This is a genomic window from Vibrio sp. 99-70-13A1, assembly GCF_013114625.1.
GTDB lineage: Bacteria > Pseudomonadota > Gammaproteobacteria > Enterobacterales > Vibrionaceae > Vibrio.
Window position 1 is genome coordinate 35313 of the sequence record NZ_VTXD01000029.1, and the last position, 13047, is coordinate 48359.

A 13047-nucleotide genomic window follows, 5' to 3' on the forward strand; every position below is an offset into this window, starting at 1 on the left:
GTATTAACTTACAGAAATTCAACAAATTGAGAGAACTCTCTTTCTGGGACTTTCATTGGCGTACAACCTGGAGTGCCTAGGTAAAGGAAACCAACAATTTCGTCTTCCCCTTCTAAGCCAAACGCTTGATGTACTTCTGGGTGGAACATCCACTTTCCTGAACGCCAAAACCCCTGAAAACCTTGTGCAACTGCGGCCATTTGCATTGCTTGTGCAGCGCAACCCGCAGACAAATGTTGCTCGAATGCAGGCACTTTGTCATGTTCCGTCACTTTTGCGATGACAGTGATAACCATAGGTGCTCGAAACGGCGCTTTCTTTACTTTGTCGATGACCGCTTCTTCACTTTCGTCCGCTTCAGCTGCTCGAACTAAAATATCGGAAAGCTTTTGTAAGCCTGTACCTTGTGCAATCACAAAGCGCCATGGCGTTAGCGCACCATGGTCAGGAGCTCGTAAACCGGCTTTGATAATATTTTCTAACGCAACACCTTCAGGTGCCGGATCAGAGAGTTTTGCGATTGAGCGTCTGTTGAGCAATAGATCCAAAGCATCCATTTGAAGTCCTTACTAATTTTTATTGTTTGTATAGTTGAACTGTAGCACAGATTACAAACGATAATAAATCTCAACAGCTGTCCATTTATAGCATTATTTAAAACGGTACTGGAAACAACAAAGGCTCCTAAGCTTATGACTTAGTAGCCTTATTTACTTTTCCACTTCAAGCTCATTTAGCAAGAACATTTAACGATCTTCTAAGGCTTGAGAACCCGCTCTACAGCTTGATGGCTAGCTCAACACCTTGGCGAATCGCACGCACAGCATCCAGTTCACCCGCATAATCAGCACCGCCTATCACGTGCAGTTTGCCACCAAACTCTTGCCACATATCTTCAAATGGACGAACAGACACTTGCCCTGCACAAACAACCACCGAATCAGCGTCTAGCACTTGCTGTTTCTTATTGATTTCAATATGCAGCCCTTGATCATCAATTTTTTGGTAACTCACGCCGCCTAACAAATTCACACCGCGCTTTTCAAGCGTACGTTTATGAATCCACCCCGTTGTTTTACCAGGACCTTTACCTACGCGACCAGCTTTACGCTGCATCACCCAAACGGTTTTCTCACTGAGAGAGTCTGGGTAAGGATACAATCCCCCTGGGTGTTCCATATTTTTATCAATGCCCCACTCGTGTAGCCAGTCATCAAGACTATGAGAAGCAGGTTCCGTTAGCATTGTCGCGACATCCACACCAATACCACCAGCCCCAACAATTGCGACCTTATCGCCAAGAACTGTTTTTTCACGAATGAGCGTTTGGTAATCCACAACATTGCTTTGTTCAATACCTTCAATATCTAGCTTCCTTGGCTCTACCCCTGCTGCCATAACAACTTCATCGTATTTAAGCAGCATTTCGAATGTGGCTTCCGTGTCTAATTTAAGATTGACCCCTGATGCATCAATTTGATTAGCAAAATAACGAATCGTTTCTCTGAACTCTTCTTTCCCGGGGATTTGCATGGCTAATCTGAATTGACCACCGATACGGTCATTTTTCTCTAGTAGGTCAACGTCGTGCCCACGTTGGGCCAAGGTCGTCGCACAAGCAAGCCCTGCTGGACCTGCTCCCACAACCGCTACTTTTTTCTTCGTCACTGCAGGTTGAACCACAATTTCTGTTTCATAACATGCCCTAGGGTTAACAAGGCAGCTGGCTCTTTTCCCCTTGAACACATTATCAAGACAAGCTTGGTTGCAGCCAATGCAGGTATTGATGAATTTAGCTTGGTCTTGGGCTGCTTTGTTAACGAAATCTGGATCGGCTAGGAATGGCCGCGCCATTGACACCATATCAGCTTGCCCAGAACTCAAAATTCTTTCGGCATCTTCTGGTGTATTAATTCGGTTACAAGTCACCACAGGAATAGAAACATGCGGTTTCACTTTCTCTGTGACCCAAGAGAAAGCACTTCTAGGAACTTGAGTGGCAATTGTCGGTACACGGGCTTCATGCCAGCCAATACCGGTATTGATGATCGTAACGCCCGCTTCTTCTAACTTTTTAGCCAGCAATACAACATCGTCAAAGGTGCTGCCTTGTTCAACCAAATCAAGCATCGATAATCTGAAGATGATAATGAAATCTTTCCCTACGGCTTCACGGATCGTTTTTACAATTTCAAGAGGAAAACGCATGCGCTTTTCATAAGATCCCCCCCATTCGTCGTAACGCATATTGGTTCGCTTACAGATGAATTGGTTAATCAAGTAGCCTTCTGAACCCATGATCTCCACGCCGTCATAGCCTGCAAGTTGTGCCAGTTCTGCACTGTTTGCAAAAGCATCAATCGTTTTTCTAATTTGGCGAGGGCTCATTTCACTAGGGGCAAACTTGGCTATCGGCGCTTTAATACCAGAAGCACTTTGAGCAAAGGGATGCATCGCATAACGACCAGCGTGTAAGATCTGTAGTGCGATTTTACCGTCATGCTTATGCACAGCATCAGTCACAACTTTATGTGCTTTGGCGTGCTTAGGTTTGCTGAACTCCGCACTGAATGGGTGAAGCCTGCCTCGCAAGTTCGGGGAAAAACCACCCGTAACGATAAGCCCTACACCACCTCTTGCTCTTTCTTCATAAAAAGCGGCGAGTTTATGCAAACCTTCTTTATTTTCTTCTAATCCGGTATGCATTGATCCCATCAATACGCGATTACGTAATTGAGTGAATCCAAGATCTAATGGTTCGAGCAAATGTGGGTACATGGCAGACATCACTTATTTTATTATCTTCGTGGTCAGACCAGAGTATTACTCAAAAACCAAAATATCAAACACCTGTTTACAATTATGTAACACCGATCATAATGCGCAGTTAATTGAAAGCCGATCATAAAGGTAAAATCACCAAGTCACGGGAAGCAACCTACACTTACTGAGGTGTTAAAGTGTGTTACTTAACTGAGAATTGATATCAATTAACGGTATTGACCTGTGAATATTCGATGAAAGATAGTTTGGTTGTTAGAATTAACGTAGGATACTAAGCAGTTAATATTATTAAGATTACCTGTATAACCGTTCTAATAAAGCCGTAATCTTGCTGTGGAGACAGAATGAAAAAAATATTCAAATTTATTAGCATGATCTTCAAAGGAATATGGAAGCTCATCACTTTTATTCGTTTAGCGTTAGCTAACATTTTCTTTTTACTGAGTATTGCACTGATTTATTTTGTGTATTTTTACTCCACCCCAACGCAGCCAACAGTTCAGCAACAATCTGCTTTAGTACTTAACCTTTCAGGTCCGATTGTCGAGCAAAGTCGCTACATCAACCCTGTCGACTCTCTGACTGGTTCTATCTTTGGTCAAGACTTACCGAAAGAGAATGTGCTTTTTGATATCGTTGAAACCATTCGCTATGCAAAAGACGACGATAACATCACCGGTATTGTGCTTGCTCTACGTGAATTACCTGAGACAAACCTTACAAAACTACGCTATATAGCAAAAGCATTGAACGAGTTTAAAGCCTCTGGTAAGCCTATATATGCGGTTGGTGATTTCTATAATCAAAGCCAATATTACTTAGCCAGTTATGCGACAAAAATCTTCATGTCACCTGATGGTGGGGTGATGCTAAAAGGCTACAGTGCCTACTCCCTTTTCTATAAAACGTTCTTAGAAAAACTGGACGTGAACACACACGTATTCCGAGTTGGCACTTATAAATCAGCCATCGAACCTTTCATCCGTGACGATATGTCAGATGAAGCGAAGCAATCAGCTTCTCGCTGGTTGGGTCAATTATGGGGAGCATATGTCGATGATGTTGCCAATAACCGCCAAATATCCGCGGACACTCTCAACCCAAGCATGGATTCTTTCCTCGAAGATCTAAAATCAGTAGATGGCAATATTGCTGATCTTGCAAAAAAACTGGGGCTTGTCGATCAACTATCAACTCGTCAACAAGTTAGGCTTGAACTAGCAGACGTATTCGGCAGTGACGGGGAAGATAGCTATAACGCTCTCGGTTACTATGAATATCAATCAACTATGCTGCCTAAAATGGATACAGCTGACAGTGATGTTGCAGTTGTAGTGGCAAGCGGCGCAATTATGGATGGTCGCCAACCACGTGGAACAGTCGGTGGTGACACAACCGCTTCTTTGCTTCGCCAAGCTCGTAACGACGACAAAGTAAAAGCGGTGGTATTACGTGTAGACAGCCCTGGTGGAAGTGCTTTTGCATCTGAAGTGATTCGCAATGAAATAGACGCAATTCGCGCAGCTGGTAAACCAGTTGTGGTTTCTATGTCAAGTTTAGCCGCTTCTGGTGGTTACTGGATCTCTATGGGCGCAGATCAAATCTTCGCACAACCAACGACCTTAACAGGCTCTATTGGTATCTTCAGTGTTATTACAACATTTGAGAAAGGTTTAGATAACTTAGGTGTGTATGCAGACGGTGTGGGCACATCTCCTTTCTCTGGGTTAGGTATCACTACCGGGCTTTCAGAAGGCGCTAAAGACGCTTTCCAAATGGGCATTGAAAATGGCTACCATCGCTTTATTAGCCTAGTCAGTGAAAACCGTGGCATTGAACTATCGGAAGTCGACAAGGTTGCTCAAGGTCGAGTTTGGACAGGTCAAGATGCTCTTCAATACGGACTTGTGGATAAAATGGGTGATTTTGATGACGCCATTAGTAGTGCCGCAGCTCTTGCTGAACTAGAAAGCTACAATATCTATTGGGTAGAAGAGCCATTGTCTCCAACCGAGCAATTCATCCAAGAGTTCATGAACCAAGTTAAGGTTTCTATTGGGCTTGATATTCAATCTCTGGTTCCTAGCAGTTTACAGCCAGTTACCCAGCAATTAGTGCAAGATAGCCAACTATTAGAGAGCTTTAACGATCCTCAGGGACGCTATGCTTTCTGCCTGAACTGCCAGGTTCAATAAGCGCGACTCAAGATTGATTCAATTTAGTTATGACGAGAGGTACCTCTGTGTGAGGTGCCTCTTTTTATTACATCATAATCCGCTATAATCGCCGCCCTGTTCCCCATATAACACTAAGTAATTATCACTATGCCAAGAAAACATATCTACATCGCCTATACAGGCGGCACTATCGGTATGCAAAAATCTGACGACCATGGCTATGTACCTGTCGCTGGCTTTATGGATAAACAACTGGCAAGCATGCCTGAATTTCATCGTTCTGAAATGCCTGAGTACACCATCCATGAGTACTCACCATTGATGGACTCTTCCGATATGACGCCATTAGACTGGCAAACTATTGCTGATGATATTCGTGAAAACTACGATAATTACGATGGCTTCGTTATCTTGCACGGCACAGATACCATGGCATATACCGCTTCTGCGCTCTCTTTCATGCTAGAAAATCTCGGTAAGCCGGTTATCGTCACGGGCTCTCAAATCCCACTAGCAGAATTACGTTCAGATGGACAAGCAAATCTGCTCAATGCCTTGCACCTTGCCGCTAATTACCCAATCAATGAAGTGACGTTATTCTTTAATAATAAGTTGATGCGAGGCAATCGCAGCACTAAGTCTCATGCCGACGGCTTTAACGCTTTTACGTCACCAAACCTCTCACCATTACTTGAAGCAGGTATTAATATCCAGTTAGGTAATAACGTGGTGGTAGATAAAAAACCAGCAGGAGAATTCCGCGTACATAACATCACACCACAACCTATTGGTGTAATTACCATGTACCCTGGTATTTCACATGAAGTGATTCGCAACACTTTACTTCAGCCGGTGAATGCAATGATTCTGCTTACTTTTGGTGTTGGTAATGCACCACAAAATCAAGAACTTCTTCAGCACTTAAAAGATGCTTCAGAGCGAGGTGTTATTGTGGTGAACCTAACTCAGTGTTTGGCAGGTAAAGTCAATATGGGTGGCTACGCGACGGGTTGTGCACTAGCGGAATCAGGTGTTGTCAGTGGCTACGATATGACACCAGAAGCGGCACTGGCGAAGTTACATTACCTGTTGAGCCAAAACTTAAGCTACGAAGAAGTGAAGGCTCAGATGCAACAAGTGTTGCGTGGCGAAATGAGTTTATAAAGAGTCTATAAAGTTGAATGGCAAAAAGCGCTAAATAGCTATGTACTCAATAGCTCAATAGCTCAATAGCTCAATAGCTCAATAGCTGATTTTAAAAGGCTGGTTATCATAAATAACCAGCCTTTTTTATATAAGAAAACCACTGTCTTTCTTCTAAATTACATAGATAGCAATGAGCATATATAAAATAGACCGAAGAAATAGATATTAATCGTTTGGATTCACTCTAACGATATCTTGCTGCTCAGCATGAAATTGCTTTTTTAGTTCAGACTTTGACTTAAAACTAATATCACCACCCGCTGCCACTGTCATATGCTGAGCATCTACATTATGCTTAGACTGGTAAAGCATGACAGCTTGCATACATGAATCACGCTGTTCTTGTGAAAGTACAGTGCCTTCAGGCCACTTCCCGGTTTCAACGGCATAAGTTAAACGTTCGTATACATCTGGCGTCATCGCGCTTAGGAGTTGTTCTGAATTCATGGGATGCCTTTCTCGTTACATTATTCACCAGAAAGTAACCTCTGGGTAATTTGAGTCAAGAAGAAGCTAATAAATAAGTGTATTTGATCACAAGTGAAGGATTATGAGAATTTTAAAATGGCTAAGTTTAGCCGTAGCGCCTGTGGTTTTATCAGGGTGCCTAGAAGGTAATAAAAACACAGACCAACTTTGTGAAAGCCATGAAGGTTTGCAATGTTCAGAGCTCAACATGAACGATGGGCAATGTCGAATTCCACGTACCGATTTAATATGGCATCGCTTTGAAGTTTTAAAACAGCCAACCGATGCACACAAAGTAAAAGAATACACATTAGTTGCCGCCTATCGGAAATGTCTTGAGCTTGCTTCTCAGCTTGAACCTATCGATCAATCCGCTTTGAAACAACGTCGATTCTCTGCGTTAATGCACAGCATTGGTGAGCTTGAACGTATTGTCGATGATCTATCTGATTCAAAAGAACCAGAAACCTTATATTTCCTTTGGTCTCAAACAGGCAATACCGATGCAAGGCGTAGCTTTCTTCAGCTTGAAGGCACTAAAGCATTAAACACAGCAGAAATGCAGTATGCGCTGGCAACATTCTATACAACACGAGATTATCCAAAAACCATTTCATTATTGAAAGATGCACTGGTTCTATCTAACGGTAAAAAGGTCAATACTGAAATATTCAAATCTCTCGCCAGTGTTAACCACCGTCTTGGTAATTTAGAAAAGGCGTATATGTGGGCAATGGTGGCGAAACGCTTTGAAGTACCCATTGCATCACAGGCAGAACTTTCAGTGATGTATCGTTTCAATACTGAAAAGTATCAAGAGCTGAATGATATCGCAGACACAATAGAAGACGCGATTGAAGAAGGGATGTTTAAAGCTTCACTTGTTCCAACTAAATGGGATAAGCAAAGCTAACATTTATACAAAATTGAAAAATTCAAACAAGAGCGGTGACTTATTCACCGCTTTTTTCGTTTTTGTTGAAAATTAACGACACCGAGTTTACACAAAACCTTTCGCCTGTTGTTTGTGGACCATCAGGAAAAACGTGACCTAAGTGGCTATCGCATGCTGCACATCTAATCTCAATACGCTTCATACCGTGACTTAGATCTTCAATATAACGTACTGATGTATCATTAATAGGCGCATCAAAGCTTGGCCAACCGCACCCTGAATCATATTTATTGTCAGACACAAAGAGCGGAGCACTACAACACGTGCAACTATAAATGCCAGTTTCATGATTATGCAGCAGTTTTCCTGTGTACGGAGCCTCAGTGCCGCGCAATCTACATACTTCAAATTCATTATCTGTAAGGCGTTCACGCCAGTATTCATCAGGCTTCATCGTATTTCCTCTTGCATTCTTCACGTTAATATCTCTCTACATTAACTCTTATTATATTTACTTTTTTCTATAAAAACTTGCATCTATCTGGTTTTGTAGCACATACTTCCTTCCCGAGATACATTGTACATATACACTCATAAGTGAATCGTCATTTAGAGGTATTTTACCCAACTGGAAGCACACAGAACCACCTGCATCGTTCAAATTTCAATCGTTTACATGTAATTGTTAAGAAAAGCGTCGCTTTTTTTTGACTTTAAACAAGTTAAGACGGATTATCTATTGCAGATGTATACTGGATTCTGTAATTTTACTACCAGTTATCTTTAATCAGAAATTAAGTTGTGGAGCAACTACAATGACTATCAAAGTAGGTATTAATGGTTTTGGCCGTATCGGTCGTTTCGTATTCCGTGCAGCGCAAGAGCGCAATGACATCGAAGTTGTTGGTATCAACGACCTTATCGATGTTGACTACATGGCTTACATGCTTAAGTACGACTCAACTCACGGCCGTTTCAACGGTACTGTTGAAGTTGAAGGCGGTAACCTAATCGTTAACGGTAAAACTGTACGTGTTACAGCTGAGCGTAACCCAGAAGATCTTAAGTGGGATGCTATCGAAGTAGACGTAGTTGCTGAAGCAACTGGTCTTTTCCTAACTGACGAGACTGCACGTAAGCACATCACTGCTGGTGCTAAGAAAGTTGTTCTTACTGGTCCTTCTAAAGATGCAACTCCAATGTTCGTAATGGGCGTTAACCAAGCATCTTACGCTGGTCAAGACATCGTTTCTAACGCTTCTTGTACTACTAACTGTCTTGCACCTATCGCTAAAGTACTTAACGATAAGTGGGGCATTGAATCTGGTCTTATGACTACAGTTCACGCTACTACAGCAACTCAAAAAACTGTAGATGGCCCTTCTGCTAAAGACTGGCGCGGTGGCCGTGGTGCTTCTCAAAACATCATCCCATCTTCAACTGGTGCTGCTAAAGCTGTAGGCGTTGTTCTTCCAGAACTAAACGGTCTTCTAACTGGTATGGCTTTCCGCGTACCAACTGCTAACGTATCTGTAGTTGACCTAACAGTTAACCTAAAAGAAGCTGCATCTTACGAAGAAATTTGTGCTGCAATGAAAGAAGCTTCTGAAGGCGAAATGGCTGGCGTTCTTGGTTACACTGAAGACCAAGTAGTATCACAAGATTTCATCGGTGAAGTTCAAACTTCAGTATTCGATGCTAAAGCTGGTGTTGCTCTAACTGACAAATTCGTTAAAGTTGTATCTTGGTACGACAACGAAATCGGTTACTCAAACAAAGTTCTTGACCTAGTTGCTCACATCTCTAAGTAATTATTACTTAGTGACCTAACTTCGGTTAGTCGCAATTAGCAGTACTTGTCTTGAGACAATAGATATTAAAAGGCGACTCTTGAGTCGCCTTTTTTGTATCCAAAATTTGAGTTTAGCGTCTAAAACTCTAAATAAGATTCAAATATTGTCACGATAGGATAGGAAAAAACTCCCTAGACAGCTTAACGTAAGCCAATATCTGAATCTTATTTATCCATGAGGGTATCGTAATGAATTTATCAAACTTACCAGCTTTAAGTGTCCTTTCTGACAACATTACTATTGTTGAAAAAGATGGCGTAAAGCTTGTCAGAGTTATTCACGACAAAGCAACTGCAGCTATCTCATTGCATGGTGGTCACGTTGTATCTTTTAAGCCGACGGGGCAAGAAGACCTAATTTGGATGAGCCAACAAGCTAACTTTGATGGTAAAGCCGCTTTACGTGGCGGCGTACCAGTTTGTTGGCCTTGGTTTGGTCGAGTAGCCGCACCTGCGCACGGTTTTGCACGATCTAGCCAGTGGCGAATTGTTGAACATCGTGAAAGTGAAAAAGGTGTCATTGTGAGCCTTGGACTTGAACCTAATGAAGAAACATTAGCTATTTGGCCACATCAATTTGAAGCTCGTTTGAATGTCGAAATATCTGAAGAGTTAGTGATCACTCTTGATGTTAAAAATACGGATGATAAGGCATGGCAATTCTCTGGGGCTCTACACACTTACCTAAACGTTGGTGATATTCACAAAACAGTGACAACAGGTATGGGACCGGAATACATTGATGGTTTACAAGATGCTAAAGTTTGCCAAGGTGAACCAAGCTTAGTATTAACCGATTCGATTGATCGTGTTTACACTCAACCTGAAGAAAACATTCTAGTTAAAGATGAAGTGTTAAACCGCACTATCACCGTCCACAACAAAGGGCATAATTCTGCTGTACTTTGGAACCCATGGGTAGAAGGTGCTGCAAGTATGGGTGATATGCAAGATGACGGTTACCTCACTATGCTTTGCGTTGAGTCAACTTTGCACGCTCCAAGTATTGAAACAGGCAAAGAACTGTCACCAGGTGAAAGCCACCAGCTTGTTACAGTGATCTCAACTCAAGCATAAATCTTGTACTATTAATAGGTTAAACCTTGCACAATTTATCGATAACTCCTGCTTAATCAATAAGCTCGATAACGATTTAAGCATCGGAATATAATGCAGCTTTAGGGCTGCATTTACTTTCTTATTTGAAAATACCCACCTAGACTCATATCTAAACTCAAATTTATTGAACAAATCTCGTTCATTTGGAAATTTTCTTCCTAATTTCTCTTTCTTATATTGTTAGTGTTTTCTAATTAATGACTAAATCATTAATTATTATCAATCAATGCCATTTTATAAGTTTGTATTATAAAAAATATGATAGAGAATGATCTATAAACCAACCCGCTACACCTCTATGAATACAGGATAGTTAGTTCATGTTCAAAAAATACAAAAATCAAAGCGTTGGATTCCAACTGAAATTGGTTATTTTGCTTTGTTTACTTGTCGCGTTTGGTTCAATAGCCACACTCGTATATCGAAACGCGTCCCAAGTATTGCTAGATAACACACTCAGAGAGCATCAATCCAAAGTGGAAGCAATGGCTAAAACTATATCGGGTCAGTTTGATGCTTACTTGCATACCGCAGAGGTACTAGAGTCAACATTCCGCAATGGATACTTAGCTGGTATTTATGTTGAAGACTACGACGTAGAATTTAATGGTCACAACATTCTAAACATGACTCAGTATGGGGAAAGCTTAATTAATGATACTAAGCTAGTAGACAGTTTTACCCGTGATACAGGAGCAGTCGCGACTTTATTTGCCCCTTTTGGCGACGATTTCATCCGAGTATCCACATCTCTAAAAGATCCATCAGGCACCCGAGTTGTTGGTGCTTCATTAGGTAAAAATCACCCTGGCTATAACAAAATCAAAAATGGGCAGCCTTATTACGCCCAAGTGACTCTATTTGGTCAACGATACATTACTTATTACTCTCCTTTAGTCAGTGCTAACGGTGAGGTTAATGGTATTTCTTTCATTGGCTTGCCTGTAGAAGAAGCAACACAAAGCCTCTTTGATTCTTTACGTTCTGTTTCTTGGGGTGAAACTGGCTACACCATTATCGTAGATAACGATAAAGACAACCAAGGTAAATATCTTCTACACCCGACTAACGCTGATGGTAAAAAGTCCATCATTGATGTTGCAGATTACGAAGGAAATAAGCCTTTTTATCAACTATTTGAACAAGCTTCTGGGTTAATCAGATACCCATTTGCATACCAAAACACGGTTGGTGAGAAATACCTAGTCTATACGGAAGTACCAGGCTGGAATTGGAAGCTACTTGGTGGAACCTTTATTAAAGAAGTAACCAAAGGCAGCGACGAATTACTAAAACTGATTGCATTTATCGCTACCCTGATTGCTGTTTCAACGATTGTTGTTTTGACCGTATTCTTAAACAGAACTCTTACGCCTTTGACTACCCTTAATGGCTATATGATGCGTTTAGGAAAAGGCGAGGTTAGCCTCAACATTCCTCATTCAGGTCAGCAAACCAAAAATGAAATCAGTAACTTGAATAATGGTGTAGCGGCAATGGCTACTCAGTTAAATACACTGGTTGGTGAAATACGAGACACCAGCGATCAGGTTCAGGTAGGTTCTAACAGTGTATCTCAAGACGCTAGCCACAACTTAACGCAGTCTGATCGCCAACAAGAACAGGTTGAACAGGTTGTGACTGCAATTGAAGAGATGGCAACGTCTGCGGAATCTGTCGCACAGCAAGTCGGTGCAATCGCAGACAATGTGCGCTTAGCTAACGACGATAGCCAACAAGGCTTAGAAGTTGTCGAAGGGGTTTGTATTGATGTTGCACAACTCAACGACCAACTAGACAAGTCTGCTTCTGCAATTGAACAAGTGAGTTCAGACAGTGAAAGCATACAAACCGTTACCAAGATGATTGATGATATTGCTGAGCAGACTAACTTACTTGCACTCAATGCTGCTATTGAGGCAGCCCGAGCTGGCGAACAAGGCCGTGGTTTTGCTGTGGTTGCAGATGAAGTAAGAACCCTCGCTCACCGAACTCAAACATCGGTAAAAGACGTGGTAAGTATCATCGAGAAACTCAAAGCATCAACAAGTAATGCCGTAAGTTTGATGACACAAAGCCAAGAGAATGCCAATCAAGTACTCGATAAAGCGCAAGGTGCTGGATCGGCTCTCGAATCCATTGCCTCTCAGGTTCAATCGATTGCAGCCCAAGCTGAAACGATTGCAGCAACGTCTGAGGAGCAAGCACAAGTGTCCCAAGAGATTGCATCTAACGCGCACTCAATCAGTGATTTGAATCAGCAAAGTCGTGCCACAAGTGCTAAAACCTCACAAAGTGCCGATGAACTGAAAAAACAAGCAGAGTCACTTAAACATCAAGTAGATTTCTTTAGCTAAACATTCATTGCCTTTGGTAAAAATAGCTTTAAGTAAAGATAGCCTTAGGCAAAGATAGTTTAAACAAAGATGGTTTTAGTTAAACCTAAAGTCTATAAATCAATCCATAGAGCCAGCGATCCGTTGGCTCTATATTCATCCCCCACTCTTTTGTTACGCTAGCGAACCGATCAGCTTCCTGTTAAAATT

Annotated in this window: 10 protein-coding genes; 6 read left to right on the forward strand and 4 right to left on the reverse strand. The window is 41.8% G+C overall.

Translation table 11 applies throughout. The features are described 5' to 3' along the window. Positions 1-8 precede the first annotated feature (8 nt). Both F0226_RS16730 and F0226_RS16735 read right to left on the reverse strand, forming a co-directional pair. Complete coding sequence (locus F0226_RS16730; protein WP_171736716.1) at positions 9-557, reverse strand: NAD(P)H nitroreductase; 549 nt, start codon at positions 555-557, stop codon at positions 9-11. A gap of 220 nt (positions 558-777) precedes the next feature. Then, positions 778-2787 (reverse strand): NADPH-dependent 2,4-dienoyl-CoA reductase, encoded by a 2010-nt coding sequence (locus F0226_RS16735; protein WP_171736733.1) that lies wholly within the window; start codon positions 2785-2787, stop codon positions 778-780. A gap of 341 nt (positions 2788-3128) precedes the next feature. On the opposite strand from F0226_RS16735, the gene sppA reads away from it, so the two are divergent. Next, positions 3129-4979, forward strand: a complete 1851-nt coding sequence (gene sppA / locus F0226_RS16740) for a signal peptide peptidase SppA (RefSeq protein WP_171736717.1) — start codon at positions 3129-3131, stop codon at positions 4977-4979. 129 nt (positions 4980-5108) lie between these two features. Next, the gene (gene ansA / locus F0226_RS16745) at positions 5109-6125 is read left to right on the forward strand and encodes an asparaginase (RefSeq protein ID WP_171736718.1); all 1017 of its coding nucleotides are present in this window, start codon (positions 5109-5111) and stop codon (positions 6123-6125) included. A gap of 207 nt (positions 6126-6332) precedes the next feature. On the opposite strand, the gene F0226_RS16750 is transcribed toward ansA, so the two are convergent. Further along, a complete protein-coding gene (locus F0226_RS16750) occupies positions 6333-6614 on the reverse strand; it encodes a DUF1315 family protein (protein WP_137374678.1) in 282 nt (93 codons plus the stop codon). Between the two features lie 103 nt (positions 6615-6717). On the opposite strand from F0226_RS16750, the gene F0226_RS16755 reads away from it, so the two are divergent. Continuing rightward, on the forward strand, positions 6718-7548 hold the full coding sequence (locus F0226_RS16755) for a DUF2989 domain-containing protein (protein WP_171736719.1): 831 nt from the start codon (positions 6718-6720) through the stop codon (positions 7546-7548). Positions 7549-7588: 40 nt separating this feature from the next. On the opposite strand, the gene msrB is transcribed toward F0226_RS16755, so the two are convergent. Further along, positions 7589-7984 carry a peptide-methionine (R)-S-oxide reductase MsrB gene (msrB, locus tag F0226_RS16760; protein ID WP_171736734.1) on the reverse strand — a complete coding sequence of 132 codons (396 nt, stop codon included), beginning with the start codon at positions 7982-7984 and terminating at the stop codon, positions 7589-7591. Positions 7985-8345: 361 nt separating this feature from the next. On the opposite strand from msrB, the gene gap reads away from it, so the two are divergent. The 3 genes from gap to F0226_RS16775 all read left to right on the forward strand — a co-directional run bounded on the left by gap (position 8346) and on the right by F0226_RS16775 (position 12858). Continuing rightward, on the forward strand, positions 8346-9341 hold the full coding sequence (gene gap, locus F0226_RS16765; protein WP_171736720.1) for a type I glyceraldehyde-3-phosphate dehydrogenase: 996 nt from the start codon (positions 8346-8348) through the stop codon (positions 9339-9341). A gap of 230 nt (positions 9342-9571) precedes the next feature. After that, positions 9572-10459 (forward strand): D-hexose-6-phosphate mutarotase, encoded by an 888-nt coding sequence (locus tag F0226_RS16770; protein ID WP_171736721.1) that lies wholly within the window; start codon positions 9572-9574, stop codon positions 10457-10459. Between the two features lie 362 nt (positions 10460-10821). Continuing rightward, positions 10822-12858, forward strand: a complete 2037-nt coding sequence (locus F0226_RS16775) for a methyl-accepting chemotaxis protein (RefSeq protein WP_171736722.1) — start codon at positions 10822-10824, stop codon at positions 12856-12858. Positions 12859-13047 lie beyond the last annotated feature (189 nt).

Coding starts and splice junctions, on each gene's coding strand:
- F0226_RS16730 (WP_171736716.1), bottom strand. CDS start 557: ATGGATGCTTTGGATCTATTGCTCAACAGACGCTCAATCGCAAAACTC.
- F0226_RS16735 (WP_171736733.1), bottom strand. CDS start 2,787: ATGTCTGCCATGTACCCACATTTGCTCGAACCATTAGATCTTGGATTC.
- sppA (WP_171736717.1), top strand. CDS start 3,129: ATGAAAAAAATATTCAAATTTATTAGCATGATCTTCAAAGGAATATGG.
- ansA (WP_171736718.1), top strand. CDS start 5,109: ATGCCAAGAAAACATATCTACATCGCCTATACAGGCGGCACTATCGGT.
- F0226_RS16750 (WP_137374678.1), bottom strand. CDS start 6,614: ATGAATTCAGAACAACTCCTAAGCGCGATGACGCCAGATGTATACGAA.
- F0226_RS16755 (WP_171736719.1), top strand. CDS start 6,718: ATGAGAATTTTAAAATGGCTAAGTTTAGCCGTAGCGCCTGTGGTTTTA.
- msrB (WP_171736734.1), bottom strand. CDS start 7,984: ATGAAGCCTGATGAATACTGGCGTGAACGCCTTACAGATAATGAATTT.
- gap (WP_171736720.1), top strand. CDS start 8,346: ATGACTATCAAAGTAGGTATTAATGGTTTTGGCCGTATCGGTCGTTTC.
- F0226_RS16770 (WP_171736721.1), top strand. CDS start 9,572: ATGAATTTATCAAACTTACCAGCTTTAAGTGTCCTTTCTGACAACATT.
- F0226_RS16775 (WP_171736722.1), top strand. CDS start 10,822: ATGTTCAAAAAATACAAAAATCAAAGCGTTGGATTCCAACTGAAATTG.